This is a genomic window from Maribacter sp. PR1 (assembly GCF_028464145.1).
GTDB lineage: Bacteria > Bacteroidota > Bacteroidia > Flavobacteriales > Flavobacteriaceae > Maribacter.
In genome coordinates this window covers 1-24390 of record NZ_JAQPCG010000002.1, presented here as the reverse complement: position 1 = coordinate 24390, position 24390 = coordinate 1, and the positions used below count along the sequence as shown (strand labels likewise).

The 24390-nt window shown below is 39.9% G+C and carries 18 protein-coding genes and 1 pseudogene; 8 read left to right on the top strand and 11 right to left on the bottom strand.

From position 1 onward, the window contains the following. The first annotated feature begins 4 nt into the window (after positions 1 to 4). Positions 5 to 1276, top strand: a complete 1272-nt coding sequence (gene purD, locus PP182_RS03790) for a phosphoribosylamine--glycine ligase (RefSeq protein ID WP_272650006.1) — start codon at positions 5 to 7, stop codon at positions 1274 to 1276. 51 nt (positions 1277 to 1327) lie between these two features. Here the strand turns inward: purD and PP182_RS03785 are convergent, their stop codons facing one another. Beyond that, positions 1328 to 1549, bottom strand: a complete 222-nt coding sequence (locus PP182_RS03785) for a DUF6341 family protein (RefSeq protein WP_272650005.1) — start codon at positions 1547 to 1549, stop codon at positions 1328 to 1330. A 41-nt stretch (positions 1550 to 1590) separates the two neighbouring features. Between PP182_RS03785 and PP182_RS03780 the strand changes: the two genes are divergently transcribed. Genes PP182_RS03780 through PP182_RS03770 form a run of 3 tightly spaced genes read left to right on the top strand, consistent with a single transcriptional unit; the run spans position 1591 to position 4190 of the window. Further along, positions 1591 to 2532 carry a hypothetical protein gene (locus tag PP182_RS03780; RefSeq protein WP_272650004.1) on the top strand — a complete coding sequence of 314 codons (942 nt, stop codon included), beginning with the start codon at positions 1591 to 1593 and terminating at the stop codon, positions 2530 to 2532. A gap of 28 nt (positions 2533 to 2560) precedes the next feature. Then, positions 2561 to 3163 carry a DUF4254 domain-containing protein gene (locus PP182_RS03775; RefSeq protein ID WP_272650003.1) on the top strand — a complete coding sequence of 201 codons (603 nt, stop codon included), beginning with the start codon at positions 2561 to 2563 and terminating at the stop codon, positions 3161 to 3163. Next, positions 3150 to 4190: a glycosyltransferase family 9 protein gene (locus PP182_RS03770; protein WP_272650002.1), complete on the top strand. Its 1041-nt coding sequence runs from the start codon at positions 3150 to 3152 to the stop codon at positions 4188 to 4190. The genes PP182_RS03775 and PP182_RS03770 overlap by 14 nt, the downstream gene beginning before the upstream one ends. A 4-nt stretch (positions 4191 to 4194) precedes the next feature. Here PP182_RS03770 and PP182_RS03765 read toward each other — a convergent pair whose 3' ends face one another. Then, complete coding sequence (locus PP182_RS03765) at positions 4195 to 4812, bottom strand: TetR/AcrR family transcriptional regulator (protein ID WP_272650001.1); 618 nt, start codon at positions 4810 to 4812, stop codon at positions 4195 to 4197. 301 nt (positions 4813 to 5113) lie between these two features. Between PP182_RS03765 and PP182_RS03760 the strand changes: the two genes are divergently transcribed. After that, complete coding sequence (locus PP182_RS03760; protein ID WP_272650000.1) at positions 5114 to 6169, top strand: bestrophin family protein; 1056 nt, start codon at positions 5114 to 5116, stop codon at positions 6167 to 6169. Positions 6170 to 6209: 40 nt separating this feature from the next. Here the strand turns inward: PP182_RS03760 and arsS are convergent, their stop codons facing one another. From arsS to PP182_RS03725, 7 genes and pseudogenes are all read right to left on the bottom strand, one after another. Then, a complete protein-coding gene (gene arsS / locus PP182_RS03755) occupies positions 6210 to 7265 on the bottom strand; it encodes an arsenosugar biosynthesis radical SAM (seleno)protein ArsS (protein WP_272649999.1) in 1056 nt (351 codons plus the stop codon). Between the two features lie 52 nt (positions 7266 to 7317). Continuing rightward, a complete protein-coding gene (locus PP182_RS03750) occupies positions 7318 to 7653 on the bottom strand; it encodes an arsenosugar biosynthesis-associated peroxidase-like protein (protein WP_094999161.1) in 336 nt (111 codons plus the stop codon). Positions 7654 to 7920: 267 nt separating this feature from the next. Further along, a pseudogene (locus tag PP182_RS03745) lies at positions 7921 to 8523 on the bottom strand (metallophosphoesterase family protein); the annotation flags it as partial. After that, positions 8508 to 9848, bottom strand: a complete 1341-nt coding sequence (locus PP182_RS03740; protein ID WP_272649998.1) for a sodium:solute symporter — start codon at positions 9846 to 9848, stop codon at positions 8508 to 8510. The pseudogene PP182_RS03745 and the gene PP182_RS03740, both read right to left, overlap by 16 nt. Positions 9849 to 9855: 7 nt before the next feature. Then, positions 9856 to 11298, bottom strand: a complete 1443-nt coding sequence (locus PP182_RS03735) for a SusD/RagB family nutrient-binding outer membrane lipoprotein (RefSeq protein WP_272649997.1) — start codon at positions 11296 to 11298, stop codon at positions 9856 to 9858. A gap of 2 nt (positions 11299 to 11300) precedes the next feature. Further along, a complete protein-coding gene (locus PP182_RS03730; protein ID WP_272649996.1) occupies positions 11301 to 14504 on the bottom strand; it encodes a SusC/RagA family TonB-linked outer membrane protein in 3204 nt (1067 codons plus the stop codon). Positions 14505 to 14567: 63 nt separating this feature from the next. Continuing rightward, a complete protein-coding gene (locus PP182_RS03725) occupies positions 14568 to 15248 on the bottom strand; it encodes a TIGR04282 family arsenosugar biosynthesis glycosyltransferase (protein WP_272649995.1) in 681 nt (226 codons plus the stop codon). A 381-nt stretch (positions 15249 to 15629) separates the two neighbouring features. Between PP182_RS03725 and PP182_RS03720 the strand changes: the two genes are divergently transcribed. After that, positions 15630 to 17147, top strand: coding sequence for a Do family serine endopeptidase (locus tag PP182_RS03720; protein WP_272649994.1), 1518 nt, complete (start codon positions 15630 to 15632; stop codon positions 17145 to 17147). A 28-nt stretch (positions 17148 to 17175) separates the two neighbouring features. Then, entirely contained in the window at positions 17176 to 18000 is an 825-nt protein-coding gene (locus PP182_RS03715; RefSeq protein ID WP_272649993.1) for a patatin-like phospholipase family protein, read from the top strand. 13 nt (positions 18001 to 18013) lie between these two features. On the opposite strand, the gene PP182_RS03710 is transcribed toward PP182_RS03715, so the two are convergent. After that, positions 18014 to 19858, bottom strand: a complete 1845-nt coding sequence (locus tag PP182_RS03710) for an SLC13 family permease (RefSeq protein ID WP_272649992.1) — start codon at positions 19856 to 19858, stop codon at positions 18014 to 18016. 125 nt (positions 19859 to 19983) lie between these two features. Then, complete coding sequence (locus PP182_RS03705) at positions 19984 to 21033, bottom strand: ferredoxin--NADP reductase (protein WP_272649991.1); 1050 nt, start codon at positions 21031 to 21033, stop codon at positions 19984 to 19986. A gap of 207 nt (positions 21034 to 21240) precedes the next feature. On the opposite strand from PP182_RS03705, the gene PP182_RS03700 reads away from it, so the two are divergent. Then, on the top strand, positions 21241 to 24390 hold a 3150-nt coding region (locus PP182_RS03700; protein WP_272649990.1), incomplete at its 3' end, for a PKD domain-containing protein.

The window sequence follows — 24390 nt, the reverse complement described above, 5'->3', positions numbered from 1 at the left end:
CGAAATGAACATACTAATTCTGGGGTCGGGAGGTCGTGAACACGCAATGGCCTGGAAATTATCTCAAAGTCAAAAATTATCAAAGTTATTTATTGCTCCTGGGAATGCAGGAACTTCGGAACTTGGAGAAAACATACCAATTGGTGTAAATGATTTTGATGCAATAAAGAAAATTGTGCTTCAAAAAAAAGTTGACTTGGTTTTGGTGGGACCGGAAGACCCTTTAGTCAATGGTATCCATGATTTCTTTTTGGGGGATACGGAACTAAAAGATATAGCAGTGGTTGGCCCACAGAAAATGGCAGCTACATTAGAAGGCAGTAAAGAGTTCGCCAAAGAGTTTATGATGCGCCATAATATCCCAACAGCGCAGTATCAAAGTTTCACAGAAGAATCGGTGGAGGAAGGATTTAAATTCCTTGAAGGACTTACTCCACCGTATGTCCTAAAAGCTGATGGATTGGCTGCCGGCAAGGGTGTTGTAATTCTTAAGGATTTGGAGGAGGCCAAGACAGAGTTGAACTCCATGTTGGTCAACAAAAAGTTTGGTAAGGCCAGTACTACAGTGGTCATCGAGGAGTTTTTGGACGGCATAGAATTAAGTGTCTTTGTTTTGACTGATGGAAACCATTATAAAATTTTACCAACTGCAAAAGATTATAAAAGAATAGGGGAAGGAGACACTGGACTTAATACGGGTGGTATGGGTGCAATATCCCCTGTTCCATTCGCCGATAAGGTTTTCATGGATAAAATCCACGACCAAGTGGTTAAGCCTACCGTAGATGGGCTTAAAATGGACAACCTTCCTTACAAGGGGTTTATTTTTATTGGATTGATAAAGGTAGGGGATGAACCAAAGGTCATCGAATACAACGTTCGAATGGGAGATCCGGAAACCGAAGTGGTGTTTCCTCGAATAAAGAATGATTTTGTGGAATTGATGAGCGCAGTGGCAAATGGTTCTCTAAATGAATTGGACTTACAAATAGATGAACGTTCCGCTACGACCGTAATGACTGTTTCTGGAGGTTATCCTGGAACTTATGAGAAAGGTAAGGAAATCACGGGAATTAACGAGATAGAGGACTCCCTTGTTTTCCATGCCGGGACCATTTTGGACAACGAAAAAGTAGTGACCAATGGGGGAAGGGTCTTGGCCATAACTTCTTATGGCAAGGACTTCAAGGAAGCTTTGAAAACGTCATACAAAAATGTAGAAAAACTGAAATTCGAAGGAATAAACTATAGAAAGGACATAGGATTTGACCTTTAGAGGTTCATTCACTACTAAGAAGCAAAAATTTCCAGGATTATTTGGGAGTAGTTATAGGTAGGAATGAGAAGTTATTGTCTTATCCTCTTCGCCGTTGTCATTATATTTTTTCAGCTCCAGCATCCAGTAAACAAATGCAACAAAACCGATTAACATAAAAATCCAATTTAAAACATTGGAAAGTGTCCAACTTTCGGTAAATCTCAACGCATCCAAGGGAGCAAAAAGTACATTGACGAACAAATCCTCGATACCTTCAAATAATGATTTCATCTTATTCCTATATTTACAAGGCAAAAGTATAAAAATCATCTATGATTTCAAGCATTTTTGGTAAAACAAAACCAGTAAATTTTATTATACTTCTAGGTTTTATCCTTTTTTTCTACCCCATTGTTCATAGCTATTTATTACTACGTGATTTTTCGGACTTAAATATCTTAAAGGAGGTAGGGGTTCTGGCTGTTTTGCTTTTTTGTGTTCTTATTATGGATTTTATTGTAAAAAGAAATAAACTAACAGGTACAAATTCTTTTGCCATCCTTTTTTTTACGTTACTTCTAGTAGCTTTTCCAGAGTCTTTAGGGGATTCAAATGCCATTTTATGCACTTTTTTTTTACTCTTGTCAACTAGACGTATTTTAAGTATTAAATCCCTTAGGGAAATAAAATTAAAAATATTCGACGCCAGTATTTGGATATTGGTCGCTAGTCTTTTCTATGATTGGGCTATTCTATATTTGATACTGGTCATGGCCGCTATTTATATTTATGAACCCAAAAACATTCGAAACTGGTTGGTTTTGCTTTCGGCAGGCGTTTGTTTTATAATTATCCTGGTAGGATTTTTAACCCTCTTCGATAATCTTGATTTTATTTTTGACCACTATAATTTTTACTTGGATTTTAGGGTGATTCTTCCAATACAAATAGCTTCTAGTATTAAAATTATTCTGTATCTAATACTTACAGTGGTTCTAAGTGTTTGGGCATTTCTTAAATTAGGAAAGGCAGGCGTTGGAAGAATTATCATGATTCGGTTAGTCGTACTTTCCTTTATCTTAGGTCTGCTAGTTAATCTTCTGCTTATCCCGAATAAATCTTATGCGATTATGATTACCTTTTTTCCTTCTGTAATCCTTATAGCGAACTATGTAGAGTCCATAAAAAGGGAAAAGTTCAGGGAAATTCTATTGATAGTATCCATTACGCTTCCTATTCTTGGTTTTATAGGGAGACTACTGATTTCACATTAAGAAGTATCTTTGCATTAAATCGAGGGCTATGTTTAGCAAGTTTGCATACACTATTTTTACGGAGAGTATTGATAAATATCATGAGAAGGACGATGTTGACCAAGAATTTAATAACCCTTATCCCAAAGGTGATATTGAACATCTACTTTATAGAAAAAATTGGATAGATACTGTTCAATGGCACTATGAGGATATTATAAGGGATCCAAATATCCAACCCAAAACTGCCTTGCAATTAAAAAGAAAGATTGACGCGAGCAATCAGGATAGGACAGATCTTGTGGAGTATATTGATAGCTACTTTTTAAAAAAATACCAATCGGTTACAATTAGGGAAAATGCAACCATTAATACGGAAAGCCCGGCCTGGGCGATAGACAGACTATCAATCCTCGCCCTAAAAATTTATCATATGCGGGAAGAGGTGAATCGACTGGATGCATCCAGTGAACACATTCGCACTTGCAAAGCAAAATTGGAGGTATTATTGGAACAAAAAAAAGATTTATCCGCAGCTATTGATCAATTACTCCATGATATTGAAGGGGGTAAAAAGTATATGAAAGTATATAAGCAAATGAAGATGTACAATGATGAGGAACTAAACCCCATCTTACGTGGACAAAAATAAAATCGAACAGGTATTGGTCATTAGACTGTCAGCAATGGGAGACGTGGCCATGACGGTACCGGTTCTTGTTGCATTGACCCAAGAATATCCAAATTTAAAAATCACTTTTCTTACTAAAGCATTTTATAAGCCTATCGTGTCGGGTATTCCCAATGTTAATGTGGTGATTGCCGACACTAAGGGAAAGCATAAGGGTATTTTAGGACTTTGGCGATTATTTGGACAATTAAAAGAGTTAGAGTTTGACGCAGTGGCGGATTTGCACAACGTGCTCCGTAGTAACATCCTAAAGATCTTTTTTCTAACACAAGGTATCCCCTTCAAGCAAATGAATAAGGGTAGGTCTGAAAAAAAGAAACTTACCTCAGGAAAATCAAAAGAGATAAAACCTTTAAAACCGATGCATGAACGCTATGTTGAGGTATTTAAAAGTCTTGGCTTTGTATTTTCATTGAATGAAAAACATACACTGCCAAAATTAGACCTATCCAAAGGGATTAAGGAAAAATGGTTGATAGGAAACCACAAAACCATTGGAATTGCTCCATTCGCAGCATTTCAGGGAAAAGTGTATCCTCACCATCTAATGGAAAAATTACTTACCTATTTAAATGATTTAAATCACACCCAAATCTTGCTCTTTGGGGGAGGTAAAAAAGAGACTGAAATTTTGGAACAATGGGAGTCTAAATTCAATAACTGTATATCAGCAGCAGGGAAGCTTACTTTTCCGGAAGAGTTAAGGGTGATTAGCAACTTACATGTAATGGTTTCCATGGATAGCGGAAACGGTCACTTGGCTGCAATGTTTGGAATACCGGTTATTACTTTATGGGGTGTTACCCATCCTTACGCAGGATTCACACCTTTTGGGCAAAACTATGTAAATCAAATTTTATCCGATAGGGAGAAGTTTCCCCTAATTCCGACGTCGGTTTACGGAAACAAGTTTCCAGCGGGTTATAATAAAGTCATGGAAACCATTTCACCACAAAAAGTGTACGACAAAATAAAGGATATACTTTAAATTTCTATACCGCAATCGCCTTAGGCTCCAATGATTTAAGGTACATTCTCAATTGACTCATAAATCTATATTTCCTTGCACTGGGGGCAGTGCCTACCATTAAAGTCCTTACACCAAAATAAGAGCTAATTAAATAAGTGGCTGCGGCTTCGCAATCCACATGTCGATCCACATATCCATTGAACTTTCCTTTTTGTAAAGCCGAAACTAGATTTACTTCCCAAATGGAAAATATATCAAATAGATGTTTCATGATTTTTTGGTCCTTTCCGCGAAATTCGGTCAAGAAATTATTAAGAACACAACCAAAATCCATTTCGTTATGAACCGCGGTTTCCAGGGCGTCATCAAAGCAATCTTCAATACGTTCAAGTGGATTATCATGACCTTCTATAGGTTCAATCAACACACTGTAGATTTTTCTGGCCAAGAGGTTTTGAATGATTTGTATAAAGAAATCCTCCTTGGACTCAAAATGATAATAAAAGGCACCTTTGGAAAGCGAGAGTTTTTTCAAGATATCATCAACACTGGTATTGTAATAGCCATTACTATAAAATAATTCCAATCCAGTGGTCTGCATACGTTGCATGGTAGCCATGCGTTTTAATGTTTTCTCCATGATTTCAAGATTTGGGTTAATCTGACCGTTTGGTCTGTACAAATAACCGATGGTTTGTACTTGAAAATAAAATCTTTGGTTATCGTGAACAAAAGAATCGGTGAAAGTTCATAATATAGGTGTACTACCTATTTTTGGAAATAGAAAACAAACCGGGTGGTCGGTTAAAGTGTAAAACTTTTGCGACAAAAACCTTTCAAACTATAATAATGGGTTCTTAGATTTTAATCTTTGGAAGACATATTACAACAATTAATCATTCTATTCTTATTTTAGAACGGACCAATTAAAGGATTTCCTTATGCATACGAAAAAAAAGTACTCCATTTTAGAAATGGTCCTGTGGACCAGATTCGAAACCCTGCTGTTTTTAGTGATAATAGTTATTTACATTTCAGGTTACTTCTTTTTGGATTTGCAATGGCTAAAAATACCTTGGACACCGTTGGCCTTAATAGGAACGGCAGTTGCCTTTGTTATAGGGTTTCAAAACAACTCTTCCTATGGTCGAATTTGGGAAGCGCGAAAGATTTGGGTAGGCATAGTAAACACTTCCAGAACCTTTGGGATGTTTTTACAGGATATGATTACAAGTGAATACTGTCAAACAACTGTAGATGAAGAACAAATAAAACAGGAAATTAAGATATTGACCTATCGGCATATTGCTTGGATGACTGCATTGCGTTATGCTATGCGAACAACAAAACCTTGGGAAACCATATTGAAGCAAAGGACAGATCGCGAATGGGGATTACTTCCACCAGAAATGGAAAATAAATTAGAAAATGATCTCCAGCCGTATATTTCTAAAAATGAATTGGATTCTATTTCGCAAAAAGCCAACAAACAGACAGCATTGCTTTATTTGCAATCGCACCACCTTAGAAAACTGAAAGAGAAAGGGTTAATTTGGGAATTTTCTTTTTTAGAGCTCGAAGGGGTTTTGCAAGAACTATTTACGCTCCAAGGACAAAGTGAAAGAATCAAGAATTTCCCATATCCTAGGCATTTTGCTACACTAAACCATTACTTTATGTGGGTCTTTATATTGATTCTTCCCTTGGCGCTTGTACCACAATTTGGGGAAATTGGAAATGAAATTGCTACATCGAATCCGGTTATCGGTAAATTCTTCGTTTGGGCAACGATTCCCTTTTATATTATCGTTGCCTGGATATTTCACACCATGGAACGTATTGGACGTACTGGAGAAAACCCCTTTGAAGGTTCTGCCAATGATGTACCTATTTCCACGATTGCAAGGGGAATAGAGATTGATCTAAGACAAAATTTAGGGGAGCCCATCGATAGTATTCCAATGCAGTATCCGGAAAAACATCATACACAGTTCTGATAGCAAGACATCTCTCAAGCTGGGAAACAACCAATCAAGACTACGCCACCGTTCCCTGACAACTACTTCCCGCACCAGCAGTGCAGCCGTAGCAATGTTGTGAAATAATGATATTTCTATCGTTTAAAATATCTTCATTATAGTCTTTAATATGTTTGATTTTACTAGCAACTTTCAAGTCGAGCATTTGATTGAAATCGCAATCGTACAACCAACCATCCCAACTCACTGAAATCGTATTGGTGCACATAACATGGGCCACTGCGGAAGGGTTATAAGCCTCTACTAAGGCGTACATATAATCCTCGTAATTTTCAGAGGCTATCAAATAGTCCAAAAATCGGGCAATGGGGAGGTTTGTAATCGCGAACAAATTATGGAATTGTATTCCAAAATCTTCTTTCAATGCTTTTTTGAAATCCTTTTCCATGGCGGCCTGGTCTCCTGGCAAATAGGCTCCCGATGGGTTGTAAACGAGGTCTAAGCGCAAGTCGCTCTCTGGCATACCATAGCCTCGTTCGTTCAATTCCTGCAACGCTTTTATCGATTTATCAAAAACGCCATCACCTCTTTGTTTGTCCGTTTTTCCTCGCGTCCAATGTGGCATGGAAGAAATCACGTGTACATTGTGTTTTTTGAAGAAATCGGGTAAGTCATAATATTTTTTATTGGCCCTAATGATGGTCAAATTGGACCGAACTATAAAATCTTGTATGCCCGCTTTGGCAGCCTCTTCCACAAACCATCTAAAATCAGGATTCATTTCTGGAGCCCCGCCGGTCAAGTCCAAGGTATGTGCACCCGTGTTTTTAATGACCTCAAGACATTGCCGCATGGTTTCCCGGGTCATGATTTCCTTACGGTCCGGCCCTGCATCCACATGGCAATGTTCACAGACCTGATTGCACATATATCCCACGTTAATTTGTAGCACTTCCAATTTTTTTGGTCGTAATGGAAATTGACCAATTTGGTCGATTTTATCCTTGAAATAGGGAAGCTCACCATCTGCAAAAATACCTCCGTTCAAAATTTCCAATTGTTTATTAGATACTGCTAATTCATCTCCTTGCGCCTTCAACGACTTTGTTGCCATAATTTTTTGTTTTTCAGTATTAAAACTTCCTTTTAATTGTAGATACGAAATTCTACATAGAAAGTTTGTTGTATTTGTTCATCATTTGGACTCCATGCACTAAGGTAGCACCACTTTCTATTGCTGCTCCAACGTGTACGGCTTCCATCATTTCTTCTTTGGTAATTCCTTTTTGTAGACCGTCCTTCGTATAGGCATCGATGCAATAAGGACATTTTACAACATGGGAAACAGCCAGGGCAATCAGGGATTTTTCTCGGGCACTCAAGGCCCCTTCTTCAAAAACCTTTCCATAGTAATCAAAAAACTTGGTTCCTAGTTCTTCGCTCCATTCGGTTATTTTACCAAACTTTCTTAAATCTTTTGGGTCATAATACGAGTCTGCCATTTTATTCTGTGTTTTAGGTGGTATATTTTTATTTTTTGAATTATCGAATGCAATAGGGATGCCTTGTCCCATTTTTTCTACTTCTGGAAGTATTTCCATATTATCCCATATCCCGGATGCTAAGGTGTCCGCATATTCCTCGGGCAAATGGTTTTGGTACATAAGCCTTTGAGCGGCCTGGAAATCATATTCAAAGGATTTATGGGAATAGGATAGATTTTCTTCTGTATCCTCCATAAGAACATACCAAACCCTAGATGTACCATCATTCGCGGGCATCCCTATTACCCCAGGATTTATCCATAATTTTTCCTTTATGCGTTGATGAAAAGGAAGTCCACAATGTCCGGCAATCACCACATCGCTATGGGTAGCTTTTAAACAAGTTTCCTTGCTTTCTTGGGCATTGGATTTGAATACGAATTCGGATACGTTGCCATAATTACCGTGCACTACCGTTATTTTTTTTCCGGCATAATCAAAACTGATATTTTCGGGTATAGTGCCTATCCATTTCAGGGATTCTTCGGACAATTTCATTTTTGTATATGGAAACCACATTTTGGAAAAACTGTCACAACGTCCACCAGCCTTAAAATCACATCCACATTCCTCACTGTCATTGGCCAATTGTAATTCAACATTACCGGCAATACTCAAAGCTCCCCAATTTTTAAACGTATGTACAGTTTCTTCCGGCTGGGCGCAATATCCTGTAATGTCTCCCGTACAGATACAATTTTCCGGAGGGATACTCTCTTCTTTAGCTATTGAAATTAGCTTTTCCAGCGCCTGTAAATTGCTATATACACCGCCAAATAGAAGTAGTTTCCCCTTCTTTGTTCCAATATGTTTTATTTTTTTAGCCATTTAGGTATAAAGTATAACAGTGTACAACATAAGATGCCCCAAACATTGATCCAAAGTAAATCGGCATATTTACCGGTCGTAAATATGAATTGTTCAGGGAACCGATTAAAAACCAGGAAAAGACCAAATATCAGTCCGCAAATAACACTTAGATGAAAACTGATTTTTGGCACCTTTCCTTTCCAAAAAATGAAGATTGGAGTAAGCCCTATGACCATGGTTCCGCTTATGGTCGTAGCGGATAGTATTTCAGCATCTAAAAAAACGGGTATCGTACCAAGTACCGCAATGAATACCATGGACCACCTTCCTATGCTTAGCGTATTGCCAAGATTTAAATCCACCGCAATTAATTTGGAAAACGACGAAAACGTGGAATCCAATGTTGATGCCGCTGAAGTGATCATAATAAAATTGATAATCAACAAGGTGATAATACCAAATGCCTTGCCCACCTCAACAGCAGCCTGACCAACAATTCCTCTGGATTGTGCATAAACCCCGATCGTGCTAAACAAAACAATACAAACAGCTCCAACCAAACTGGCCCATAAAAAGCTTCTTAAGGTAACCTTTGGGGTGCTGATAAATCCTCTATCCGTTAAAACAGGGTCATGAAAAGGGTAGCTAAAGGACTGAATTAGTGCCGCAAATAAAAGATTTAACCCCATTTCAAAGGACCAAACCCCAGAATTTAGGGTCTCCTTGACCGTGAAATCAGTTTTTGGACCGTAAATGGTATATAGAATTACAATGAGCAGGATGGAAAATAATACCATTTGTACTACATCCGTAAAAATAGAGCTGCTCATTCCTCCTTTAATAACATAGGCCAAAGTAAGCAAGGTAAATACCAAGATACTCCAGTAATACGTACTCGTTCCCACTTCTCCAAAATAGGAACCAATAACCATGGTATTGCTCCACACTTCATTGAATAATCGGATAGCTATCAAAACAGAAAATACCATTACGGCCATCTTTCCAAACTTTGAAGTAAGGAAGTGATGTATACTTGAATAGTTACCATAGACACGCATTCTATAAATAACAATTCCTGCAACGGCGAAGGATACATAATAGGCCGCATAGGCAACCCCACCCACAAATCCATAATCCAGCCCTAAGTTCGCAGCATTGGTTATGCTTTTGGCAAATATCCATGAAATGACCAAACTGCCCATTAATACCAAGGTATTGGGTGCTTTTCTCTTCTGAACAGCATTAAAAAACTGATTGGTATTTTTTGCAAATGGAGACAAGAAAAACAGTATCAAACTAGATACTACAATCAAAGCCCACTGCCAAAATAACATATCGTTCATTTCTATTTTATTCTTCGTCCCACCAGACGTTTACGTTAATACTGTTGCCGTCGGTATTCTCGGCGGCTTTAGTGTAGTTGGAATTATTCAGGGCTTCTTCCTCAGCCGGATAAGGCATCCGAACAGGAATCAAATCGTTATTTAGACTTGCTGATATTGTTTTTAGTTGTGGGTAACCCGTTCTTCTGTATTCTATCCAACCTTCATACCCATTAATCATATTGGCAATCCACTTCTGGGAAAGGATATTTTCCAGAGGGTCACCATTTTCCAAAGCTCCGGGACCAGTTAGATACCCACTGGGAAGCTCAACCTGCCAATAGGCACAGGCCTCGGCAACCCCGGTTTCATATAACTGATTTACATCAGCAGTAATAAAACCTTTTTGTGCGGCCTCGGCCAAAAGAAAATGGGTTTCCATACTGGTCATAAAATTGGCATCCAACACCCCTGTGTTTTCCCTAAAAATGGTTCCTACCAAGGAATAGTCCGATAAATTTACAGGCGTGGAAGAAGCATCGATACCATTCAGGAGCCCATTATACTCCTCGCCCGTATCGCTATTGGAAATAGGTCTAAAAAGTTTTGAAATTCGGGGGTCTTCAAAATCGGTTAAAATTTCATCCATGGTTTCGGACATTACAAAATTGTTGAAATCCCCAATGCGTAATCGGGCCAATCTAAAATTATTAGGCGCACCACCCGTAAAATCAAAGACGGCATTTTGGCTATTGTCCTGAATATAATTTGCGTCGTTGAAAAGGGTTTGTAGTTCCGTAGCTACGTCCATTTTGTTCGATATACGCATGAGATATTTAATCCTAAGTGAATTGGCGAAACGAACCCAACCTTCTAAGTCGCCCTCGAATAGGATATCACCTTCCAATGAAATAACACCGTCATATGCTTGAATGGCCGATATTCCTTTAGTTAGATTATCTAAAATCCCATTATCGTCCATATAAATGGACTCTTGGCTATCATAAACAGGAGTTACCGTACCCTTATCCCCCTTAAAAGCTTCAAAGTACGGGACATCACCGAACAAGTCTGTCAATGCCGCTGACATATAGGCTTTCAAAATCCTCGCTGGGCCTTCATATACTTTGAAGGAGGGACTCTCTTGGGATAGATTCAATATAATTTCGTTATCCCTGAGGTTTTTATAGAATATAGGCCAAGGATTTCCTCCCAATTGAGGCGATTTTAAATTATGCCTATCAAACAGATTAAAATCTAAGGCTGTGGTATATTGTCCCAAGAGATTCCCCGCTGTAAAACCCTCGTAGGACATTTGCTCTCCATAATCGTAGATTACCTGCCTTAGCAATAGGCTGGGTTGGACACTTACAGGTGAATTGGGGTTCGTGTTGATTTCCTCAAAATCCTGTGTACAGCCTCCTGCAACAAGCAAAAGCATTAGACTATATATTTTTTTCATCGTTTTCATCATTAAAAATTAAATCCGGCCTTTAATCCAATACTGCGTGAAGTAGCATAGGACATATCCTCAACACCGCCTATAAAACCTTGGCCTTGTACGGACAATTGCTCTGGGTCAAAATGGGGGTTTTCCGTTAAGGCAAAAAGATTCCTCCCAATGAGTGAAATGTTTAAGGCCGCATCTTGGTTAAATAGTGAAAGGTCTTTAAAGGTGTACCCAATTGAGAACTGACGTAACTTTAAGAAAGAAGCATCATACGTATTGTTTTCCTCGTGGTTCCGATCATAAAATTGGCGGTAGTAGCTCTCTGGAGATACGGCGACCGTATTTGGCACAAATACGGGACTCTCCAAGGTTCCTGTATTCACAACACCTTCTGGGACAATACCTTCTTCTGGGCGAAAAGCTGTTTCTGCCAATTGACCGCCAACATTACCCAAAGCTCTTGTGCGTGATACGATAATTCCTCCTTGGCGCCAATCCAATAGAAAGCCAAGGTTCCAATTTTTATAATTGAATTGGTTGTTGAAACCCAACATAAAATCAGGATTATAATTGCCCAATTTTTGTAAATTGTTATCAGGGATATACCTACCCTCGTTAGTTAGTATAAAATCACCGTCATCATTTTTTAAATACCCCGTACCGTAAAGGTCGCCTACACGACCTTCCTCTTCAACCTGTAAAAATACCGTTTGGTTTTGACTGTCGTAAATTCTTGAATATGCTAGGGTCAAGCGGCCATCGTCCTGGGGTAAATCCTCAACAATGGCTCGGTTAGCACTAAAATTCAGGGTACTGTTCCAAGAGAAATTTTCTGAGACTATGGGGGAGATTCCCGTAATAATCTCCAAACCTTTGGAACGCACACTGCCTGCATTGACCACTTGTTGGGTATAACCGGAAGAGATTCCTATGGGCAGAGAAATAATTTGATCCTCGGTCAAAGCATTATAATAGGAAATATCTAAACGCAACTGATCGCCAAAAAATCGTAAATCGGCCCCAACCTCAAAGGAAGATGTTCGTTCTGGCTTCAAATTCGGGTTGGCAATCGTGTTTTGATTACTAAAAGTAGGCTGACCATTAAAAGGGGTCTGGGCAACAAAAGCCCCAGTGGTTTGATAAGGGTTGGTATCATTACCCACCTGAGCCCAACTCGCACGGAGTTTTGCAAAAGAAATAAACTGTGGAACGTCTACAATCTCTGATAGAATAAAGCTAGAGGAGACCGAAGGGTAAAAGAAAGACGTATTGTCGACTGAAAATGGTGTGGCCAATGCGCTGGACCAATCATTCCTACCAGTCACATCTAAAAACAGAAAATCTTTGTAACCTAGTTTTAGTAGTCCGTAAAAGCTGTTGATCCTTTTATTCGATTCAAACTCAAATACCTCAATCGGTGATGCTGCATTCGAGAGCCTAAAGATTCCAGGCTGGGCCAAACTTGTTGTTTGTGACTGTGAGGTGAACGCTTTTTGATCCAATCTATTTCCTCCCAGGCTAAAATCGATGCTGACATCGCTAAAACGATTGGTATAGTTTAAAAGGAAATCTGTGTTGATTTCCCTAAAGAAAACTTCGTGCTCCGCATAACCCCCGTTTTGAAACCTATTGGAGCTAAAAGCGCGCCTTAATTGACGAAGTTCACTGGAATAATCCATTCCAGATCTTATAGCTGCGGTTAAATGATCCGTTATATCATAACTCGCGGAGACGTTACCAAAGATACGGTCCCTATTAAAGGAGTTCCTGTTTTCATACATGATGAAAAAGGGATTATCAAAATAAGTATAGTTAAAGGAATACTGCTGAACGCCTTCCAATCCGGGTTGCCAATAATCTCTGAGGCTTTCCATGTTCAGGGATCTTGGCCCCCAGCCTACTAAAGAGTAATTTACGTTTTCGGACCCATAACCGTTGGATGGTCGGTTATCGCTTTTGGAATTCACATAGTTTATCGTCGTGTTGATTCGTAATTTTTCAATAGGGGTAAAACTCAAACGGGCATTAATGGTTTGCCTGTCTAAGTTCACACCTGGAATAATGGATTCGCTCCTTAAATCTGTGAAGGAAAGCCTATAATTGCCTTTATCAAAACCTGACCCTATCGCTATATTGTTAATGAAAGTAGTCCCGGTCCTATAAAAATCTTTTAAGTTATCAGGGTGTGATTCAAAGGGAGTAGGGGTAATTGGCAGGCCGTTATAAAGTGCTGTATCGCCTCCTCTAACAGAGCTTCCATCGGACAGGGTAACGGGGCTGTCGAATTGTGGTATTAAGTTCCCAACATCCAAACGGGGCCCCCAGCTGTAGGAAATCAAATCATTGGTGCCACCACCAAGCCCATCAACAAAGGCAAACTCACCTGCGTTACCTTGGCCGTATTCATTTTGAAAATCGGGCAATTGAAAGGCAGTATCTACAAAAAAGCTGGTATTGTAGCTAATTCCCAACCCTTTGGTGTTTTTGCCACTTTTAGTTTCAATAATAATGACGCCATTCGAAGCTCTGGTTCCATATAATGCGGCTGCACTCGGGCCCTTTAGAACGGAGACCTCTGCAATATCATCCGGATTAACTTCCATGGCTCCATTTCCAAAATCTATCTCCTGAAAACCTGCTGCTGCTTCGTTCGTAAAATTAAAAACGGAGTTATTATTAATAGGTACACCATCAACAATGAAAAGTGGGTTGTTGTTGGAGAAGGAAGCTTCGCCTCTTATAGTGATCTTTGAGGTGGAACCTACCCCGGTGGGCCCTTGATTAATGGTCACTCCAGCTAATTTCCCGGAGAGATTGTCCAAAAAGTTAACGGCTTTTACTTCTGTCACTCCCTGTGCATCTAAGCTTTGGACCACATAGCCCAGTTCTTTGGTCTCCCTTTTAAGACCTAGGGCTGTAAGAACAACTTCATCGAGTTGCTCGGAAGATTCCAGTAGGGAAATATTTAGTATTGAAGCGTTATTTATTGCAACCTCTTGGGTTTCGAAACCCAAAACGGAGAAGATCAACATATCACTAGTATCATTTACTTGTAGTGTATATTTTCCATATTCATCCGTAGTGGTTCCTTGATTAGTTCCCGAAAGTAAAACGTTTACGTAGGGAATTGCTACGCCCTCCGCATCGGTTACTCTACCCGAAACGGTGTTTTGCGCAAAAATTAAAGCAGTCATGAACAATGTCATGACCAACATTACATATTTCATGTTGAAGTGGAAGTGTTAGTTTCAAAGTTGATATGGGTTAAAATCATAACCCACGATTTTCAGTTAGACTTGAAACAACAAAGGGGAGCCCTTATTAGAAGGGAGTTCAGTATAAAATGTAGTGTAAAATTCTTTTACAAAGAGGTAGATGCTATTTGCAATTCGAAGATATACGTTTAAAATGGCCCTAATTGTAACGGGCAACGATTTAATGTAATTGGATAATGTTTTAATATCCTGAAAATCATCTATATCACTCCGTACAGGCAGATTATAAATAGTACAATTTTTCCTTTCAAGATTTTGCAGCAATGCGTTGTATAGCCCAATTTGTTGCCATGGTAAATTTACAAAATGGTCAGGGTCAAAATTATCCCTATGAATTCCCATTAAATAGAATCCTCCATCAAGGGAAGGGCCAATTACCGTTTTTCCTGAAATAAGGGCTGCTGCAGCGTTCCTTATATCTTTTGAGCGTAAGTGTGGAGTATCGTTGCCAATAGTAATAACCTTCTCAAACCCCAGATCAAAAACATTTTGGATGGCATTGGTAAAACGTTCCCCAAATGAACTTCCTTCTTGTTGCTCTTCTGTTATATGGAAATAGGATAAGGAGGTTTTTTCAACTTTTTTCAGGGTTTGTTTCGTTAAGGCATCAAAAAGCACCTCTCCATGTTGTATGGGCTTATATTGTAATTCTTCCTCAGAGGAGTTGGCAAAAATAAGGACAGCGGTACTTCGCATTCAAAACGACATTAATATTCTTAATACTATTTAAACATACGATAAAATATCGCAAAGGTTTTAAGACCTAATATATTTTATCAAAAAAGGAGTAAGGAATAACCACTAATAATTCAAAATGACAGAAACCGACCGGGAAGTCTGTTAGTTCGCTTCAAAATGATTCGACTAATTTATAGTCACACCATATCCTCAAAGAAAAAGTCGTTAAAATGCACATTCCTTTCAATATTCCGGAAGTTTTTTGATGATAACAGACTGGTAAGTCTAAAAAAACACTTAAAAAACTATGAAATTTTAAAAAATATTTAGCATTAGATAGGCTTCAAGTGGCACGGGTATTGACATTAAGAAGGGTGTAAAACAAAAACAATATTAAAAATGGATACAAACAAATCAAGCAAAGGAAGTTTTAAGGTTTACTTCTTTTCTGCCGCAATAGCCCTTGCTGTTAGTCTTGGGGTAATAGGTATTAACAAATTAAACCAAAAAGAAGAAATTAATGGCGTAACCACGGTAGAAACTGTCTCAGGAAAAAATGTCTTGTACACTGCAGATGATGAGGGTAATATAAGGCCTTTGGATTTTACGGACACCTCAAAAAAAGTATTGGATGCCGTTGTCCATATTAAGTCTACCCAGTCGTCTCCTGAATATGGAAATCAGGGTGCAAGGGAACTACCTGATCCTTTTAAAGAGTTTTTTGGCGACATGTTCAAAGGTCAAACTCCTGAAGGGATGCAATCCAGACCTAGGGTTGGGACAGGTTCTGGTGTTATTATTAATGACAAGGGATATATCATTACGAATAATCACGTAATCGACAACGCGGATGAGGTTGAGGTTACTCTGTACGACAATGAATCCTATAAAGCTACCGTAATCGGAACCGATCCTACAACAGATTTGGCTTTGCTACAGATTGATGCGGATAATCTAAGTACCATGTCCCTCGTAAATTCAGATGATGTAGAGGTGGGTGAATGGGTTTTGGCAGTAGGAAACCCATTGGGTTTAAACTCTACGGTCACAGCAGGAATCGTAAGTGCCAAGGCACGTAGTATAAACATTAATAAAGAACAATTTGCTGTGGAGAGCTTTATACAGACCGATGCTGCCATCAATCCTGGGAATAGTGGAGGTGCCTTAGTGAACTTAGATGGTAATCTGGTTGGTATCAATACGGCTATTGCCAGTAGAACCGGTACGTACACCGGTTACGGATTTGCAGTTCCTAGTAATATTGTTACCAAAGTGGTAGAAGATCTTTTAAAATACGGTAATGTACAGCGTGGTATGTTGGGCGTAAGTATTCGTACCATGGATAGTAATTTAGCCAAAGAAAAGGATGTTGACTTTGCAAGTGGTGTTTGGGTTGAGCAAGTTGGTGAGGCAAGTGCTGCTGACAAGGCAGGAATAGAAGCTGGAGACATTATATTAGAAGTGAATGGTATAGAGACCCACACCTCTCCCAGGCTTCAGGAAATTATCGCGGGTAAGAGACCTGGCGATGAAGTAACACTTTTGGTAAATAGAGGTGGTAAGGAGAAGGAGTTTAAGGTAACCCTTATGAATTCGGAAGGTGGATTTGGCATCGTTAAAAAGGAGAAAAAAGAAGTATTTAATGTTTTGGGTGCGGATTTTGAAACCTTGGATAAAAATTTGGCCGAGAAACTGAATTTGGATGGTGGCGTGCAGGTAAGCAAGTTATATCCTGGTAAGATCAAAAGTGAGACGCAGATGCGCGAAGGCTTTATTATTACCCATATTGATGGGCAACGCGTAAAGGATGTTGAAGATGTGGCCAATATCCTTGAAAACAAAAAAGGAGGCGTTATGCTGGAGGGTGTTTATGAAGATGGAACTAAATATTATTATGCTTTTGGATTAGAATCATAAGGGAGTATTTGGTTAATTTTAATGCCGTATGGAGCAGCAAAAGCTTTATACGGCATTTTTATTGGAGCAAATGAATGATAGCAATTCACTGAAATCAAATAAAATTGGATTGGTCCTCTCAGGGGGAGGCGTCCGTGGTATGGCCCACATTGGTGTCATAAAAGCCATGATGGAGTTTGATTTGGAAGCGGCAGTCGTAGCAGGGAGCAGCGTTGGTGCGCTGGTGGGGGCATTGTACGCTAACGAAACGCCAATTATGGACATGCTTCGTTTCTTTAAGGAAACACCACTATTTAAATACAATTTTTTATCGATTGGTAAGGCCGGTTTTTTAGATACCGATAGGTATGAAGATATATTCAAAGCCTATTTCCCACATAACACATTTGAAGATTTAAAAAAACAACTTTATGTCGTCGCCACCAATCTGGAAAAGGGGGAGGAATTATGTATAAATACAGGGGAGCTCATAAAACCGCTATTGGCCTCTGCAGCTTTACCACCTGTTTTTAGCCCTGTGAATTATAAGGGGAGTTTATATGCGGATGGGGGTATCATGAATAATTTTCCCTTGGAGCCCATTAAGGATAAGGTAGACTATATTATTGGGAGCAATGTTTCCATTGTATCGGAATTGAATAAAAAGAATCTCACAAATTCCATACAACTCACGGGTAGAGTGACCGGTTTGATGATTTATGCCATCAACAGGGATAAAATAAAAAGCTGTGATTTGGTCATAGAACCAAAATCCTTGGAACATATAGGTATTCTAGACCGAAAAGGAATTGAAAAAGCCTATGCTATTGGGTATGAAAGTGCTAGCAAGCAATTCGAGAAGCTTTTGTCCTGATTAAGCATGCCTTTTATAACATAGTACTTAACAACAGGGTACCCAGGATCAACAATACAAAGGAAATAACCCCACCCAAGATTAGGAAGTGTTTAAACTTATAGATGCCCATACTATAGACCAAAGCATTGGTTTGGTATCCTAACGGAGTAAAAAAACTGAAGTTTGCGGCAAACATGACACAAAGAATAAAGGGCTTTACATCCAAAGCCAATCCATTGGCAAGCGATATCGCTATAGGTGCCATGATGATTGCAGTAGCATTGTTTGAGACCACGGCACTGAATAGCATGGTCGTTAGGAATAATACACCAATAATGATAATAGGTTTTTGACCCTCCAGAAGATTAAGCAATTCTTGCGTTAGCCATAGGTCCGCACCGGCATTGGTCATGGCCACGCCCAAGGGAATCATACCTGCCAATAGAAAGATAATCTGCCAATTTATTTTCTCATAGATATTGTTCAGTTCAATACATTTGAACAAAAGCATGGTCAAGGTTCCTAAAACAACACTGGGCATGATTTCAAGTACGCCTGTAGCTGCCAATAATATGGTCACAAGCAAAATAATTAGGGAGAGATTTCTTTTATAGGGCGTGGATGGCATGCCGCCATCAAATTGGTTTAGGACGGCAAGGTTATTACTGTTTTCAAAATTGGGTATAAAGGAGGCCGAGGTTTGAATCAGTAATCTATCCCCGACCTTGAGTTTGGTAATGGTTTTGTCATCTAAATGTAGGCGGCTTTTAAGATTGGTCAAGGGCTTTCTTTTATTTATGGCGATGGGAATGGCACGGGGCACAATCATTTTTTTAAGGGAGGTAAGTGTTTTCCCTAAAAACCGAGACCCGGGTAATAAAAGTAATTCCAAAAGAACAGTCTCAACTTTTTCCTTCGAGTCATCTTCCCCTTCTTCCCTGTCCACTTTTTCTACGGATGTACCTTTGGAAAACGTACTTGTGGTAGTTTCGTCGATTTCAAGGTCAAAGTAACCTTCTGCCCTCATTTTTTGGAGATTTTCAAGGCTGCAATGCAAAAGGATAACGTCACCGATCCTGATTTTCAACTTTGGATTTAATATATTTTCTTCAAGATTGTTGTGGGTTATTCGCAATACCGTGATTTCGGGATCTTTGAACATAAAGGATTTCTCTAGAGGTATTCCTACAAGCGGGGAATCCGGATTCACTTTTAACGTCAAGATATACTTGTTTAGATTGTATTTTTCAGAAAGTTGTTCTCCTTTTCCCTTGGGTAAAAAGCTATAAAACAGAACAATAATCAGTATCGATGTGCCTAAAAAGGCAAGTCCCATTAGCGAAAATTCAAAAAAGCCCAGCTTATCATCCGTATAGCGACTAAAAATGTTGTTCACAATTAAGTTGGTAGAAGTACCCATTAGCGTACAACTGCCCCCTAGGATACTGGCGAAAGAAATGGGCAACAGTAGTTTACCGGGAAGTAAACCGTATTTTGCCTTTAACTCTGCTACAATTTTAATGAATACGATGACTACGGCGGTGGAGCTGATAAAGGCAGAAATCCCACCCGACAGCATCATGATGACAATCATTACTAAAACCGCAGGCCAATTTTTTAAAACCTTCAAGCCTTTGGCAAACCATGAGATTACGCCGTTCTCTTCCAGGCCAATGGCCAAAATCATTAAACAGAGTATAGTAATTACCGCCTTATTTGAAAATCCGCTAACCGCTTCTTCCGGACTCACCAATCCCGATAACAAAAGCGCCCCAATAATAAAAAAAGAGATTTTGTCCATGGGGAAGATATCGAACGCAAATAGAACAATCACTGCGCCGATGATTAGAAAAACGGTAATAATTTCCCAAGTCATATCTAAAGTTAGAAATTGACTAAAGGTAACGCAAGGACTACGTCAAATTAGCCCAATTCAATAATTTGGGAATGTTATTACTTCTAAGCGGCATATGTTACAAGAAAAAGTAAAGTGCAGGTGCATTAAACGTCGTCATAATCCACTTTAAGGGTAGGCGTTGTGGGATGGGCCTGACAGGTAAGTACGAAACCTTCTTCAATTTCACTATCCGTAAGAATTTGATTGGCCGCCATTTCTGCCTTTCCTTCTTTTATTCTCGCAATGCAACTACTGCATACCCCTCCCTGGCAGGAGTATGGAGCATCGATATTTTCTTTCAAAACCGCATCTAACACCGTCGTTTTCTTGTCCATGGTCAGCTGGAACTCTTCGTCATCCAACATAACGCTCAATGCGGTTTGTCCATCGGGTAATTTTGGCATCTCATCCTTAATCTCGGTGGCGGTAAAAAGTTCAAAATGGATATGGTCCTCAGGAATATCATTATCCAAGAGTGTATCCTTTACGTTTTCTATCATTTGTTGAGGCCCGCAAAGGTAATATCCATCAAAATCCGTTTTGGCATGTTTGTTCTTCAGCGCGTAATTGACCGTAGAGGTGTCTATACGTCCAAACAGCGCTTTATCCTCGCGCGTTTGACTATTAATGAAATAAATAAAAAACCTATTGGTATAATCTAATTCCAATTTTACCAAATCCGTATAGAACATGGTTTCCTCATAGGATTTGTTACCATAGACCAGTACAAAGGTATTTTTCGGGTTTCCATCCAGTACGGACTTGGCAATGCTCATGATAGGGGTAATACCGCTACCTGCTGCAAAGGCCGCTACATGTTGTGGGTTATCCGTGGGTTTAAATGAAAACCGACCTTCAGGGGGCATAACATCCAAGGTGTCGCCAACTTGTAGTTTGGTATTGGCGTAATGGGAGAATCCACCATTATCTACTTTCTTGATGCCAATTGTAATATGGTCTTTCTTGGGCGAGGAACTGATAGAATATGCTCTACGTAATTCCTTTCCCTTAATTTCTTTTTTTATAGTGATGTATTGCCCGGCCGTGAATAAAAAAGTCTGGACCAAATCCTTCGGGACCTCAAAAGTGACCGCCACGGAATTGGGGGTTAGTTTTTTTATGTTTTTAACGGTTAACGCGTAAAAATTTGACATAAGTATCCAATCTAGAAATAGAATGCAAAATTAAGGAAAGAAGGAAGTATATGAAATGGGAAAAGGAAAAAATCAGCACTTATGACTAAGTAGTAATAGTTACAAATGAAAATATCTATGCAAAGTAAGTTTTATTCAATTAAATCGATGCGCTCCTTTTACCGTTTTTTCCTACGTTTTATAGTAGGAAGTATGTCAATAGGATAAATGGCCATATTTTACAGTCCTAAACATGAAACCAGACCTACTTTGATCCGCCAAATCTATCTTACGTTTTTAGTTCTTTTCCTTGGTTATTTTTCAATTGCCCAACAAGAAGCCGCTATCTGGTACTTTGGTAGGAATGCCGGTCTGGATTTCAGATCCGGTACCCCGGTACCCTTGGTGGATGGGCAGATCTATACACGTGAAGGGTGTGCTACCATTTCGGATAATGTGGGCAATCTCTTGTTCTATACAGATGGTATTTCTATTTGGGATCGAAACCATAATACCATGCCCAATGGTACGGGATTGTTGGGGGACCCTTCTTCCTCACAGTCCGGTATGATCGTACCCCATCCCGGTGACCCCAATTTGTTCTACGTTTTTGTCATTGATAATGAATATGGACCCGATGGCCTCACCTATAATGTGGTGGATATGACGCTCAATGGCGGCCTGGGCGATGTAACTTCAGAAAAAAATGTGCCGTTACGGACCCCAATAAGCGAACGTATTACCGCCGTGGAACATGCCGATGGGCAAAGTATCTGGGTAATTACCCGTGCTGACGATACCAATCAATTTTTGGCCTACTTAATAGATAATACGGGCATCAATATGGTTCCCGTGGTTTCCACAATGCCTGTTTTAGGAACAACATTCTACTCTTTTGTGGGACAGATAAAAGCCAGCCAAGATGGAAGTATGTTGGCATCTGCCTATGGCCAAGATGGTAAATTGGAGATGTATAGGTTCGATACTGCGACTGGGTTGGTTTATGACCCATTAAGTTTGGAAGGAACCTTTGACGATACAAATGACCGCGACCGTGCTTATGGTGTTGAATTTTCTGCCAGTGGCAACTTATTGTACGTTAGTACGCGCAGTGGCGTGTACCAGTATGACATAAGCAGTTATGACCGCAATACCATTATGGCTTCCCGTACCACGTTGACCCAAGATTATTTGAGCCCGGACTATTATTATACGGATTTTCCTGGGGCAATACAAATGGGAATTGACGGAAAAATCTACGTGGCCCGGTTAGGTAGGCCTTTTTTGATGGTCGTCAACGATCCGGAGGTTTTGGGGGTAGGGTGTAATATGGTGGAAGAGGGAGTGTATTTGGGTGCCGGTACCACAAGTATGTTGGGTTTACCTCCTTTTATCACCAGTTTCTTTTATGTAGGCATAGAGGCACAAAATTTCTGTCTGGGAGAGGGTACGGAATTTTCAGTACAGACTTCAGGCCCCATTACTTCGATTACTTGGGATTTTGGGGACGGAAACACCTCCACGGATGAAGAACCGGTACATATTTATGCAACTCCCGGAACGTATACCGTAAATGTTACGGCGAATACGGCCACCGATACAAAAACCGAGACTAAGGACATTACGATTTATGAAACACCTGTGGCCAATACGCCTACGGATTTGATAGGATGCACCTCCTACGGAAGTTATAATTTGGACATGCCTTCTTTTGATAGGACGGTTTTGGGTACCCAAGACTCGAACGATTTTAGCGTAGCCTATTTTTTGACCCAGGCCGATGCGGACAGCAATGTCAATGCCTTGGAAGCCATTCATTCCTTTGATTATGGAACAACACCTGTTTTTATACGTGTATCAAATAGAAGTAACGGACAGTGCTATGACACCACCCAGTTCAACATTATTGCCCGGGAAGCACCTAACGTACCCGCGATTACCGATTGGACGGTCTGCGATGACGATACGGACGGACTTTTCACTTTTGACCTTTCCCAAAAGAACGCGGAGATTTTCAATGGTCAGGACGAAACAAAGTTCGAAATCCTGTATTTCGCCTCACAGGCCGATGCCGATACTGGGACAAATCCATTGCCTGTAAACTATACCAATACGGTAGCTGCGGAGGAGGTTTTTATCCGCTTCCAGAACAGTACCCATACGGACTGTTACCGAACGGGTAGCTTCATGATCGAAGTGATTCCCGGAGTCGTTGCCAACCGACCGACCGACCTGTCCCTTTGTGATGACAACAATGATGGGGAAGCCGTTTTCGACCTAAGTCAGACGGAAGTGGAAATTATCGGTACCCAAAACCCAAACAGTTTGAATATCAGCTATCACGGATCACAGGGCGATGCGGATGCGGGCACAAACCCATTGAACACCAATACCTATTCAAGCACTGTCTATCAAAGCACTGTATTTGTTCGTGTGGAGAATGCCTCCGATATCAGTTGTTATGATACTACCTCTTTTGATTTGATTATTTATGATACCCCTGTAGTACCCTCGGTTACCGATTGGCAGGTGTGTGACGATAACAATGATGGATTCTTTTTGTTCGACCTAGCCGAAAAAGAAAATGAAATTTTGAACGGAGCTTCGGGTACAAATATTTCTTTTTATACTTCTCAAGTCGATGCAGAAAATTCACAAAACCCAATTACTGGGAATTATCAAAATACGAGTAATCCCCAGACCATCCATTTCCGATTGGAGAATACCAATAATTCACAGTGCTACAACCTGGGTTTCTTTCAGGTAAAGGTATTTGATACGCCAACGGCCTATACGGCATCGGATATCATCATCTGTGATTCCGACGAAACGGGTAGTTACTTTTTCGACCTTTCCCAAAAGGACGATGAGGTATTGAACGGTCAGGACCCTTTGTTTTACGATGTCAGCTATCATAGCTCCGCGAATGATGCCCTAAACAATTTGTCGCCCCTTTCAAAGGCCGATTATCAAAATACCAACCTGAATGAAACCCTGTGGGCACGTGTTCAGCACACTGATTTGGAAAGTTGTTTTGACGTATCCAGTTTCAACCTGATTGTAAATCCATTGCCGCAAATGAACATGGAAGAACGCTATGTCATTTGTCCTGATAGTCCGGACTTGGTCATTGACGGGGGTGTTTTTGAAAGCTACAGTTGGAGTGATGAAAACGGTAATGAGATAGGAAACCAGCCAACCTTGGATATAACTGCTCTTGGGGATTATTCCTTGACGGTCAGCCAGACAACTAATGGAGTTGCCTGTGAGAACACGGCCTATTTCGAAGTTGTATCGTCGGGAGCCCCGGAGACCTTTGAAGTGGACCTTAATGGCTTTTCTGACGAGATTGAACTGGAACTTTTGGCAAACGGAATC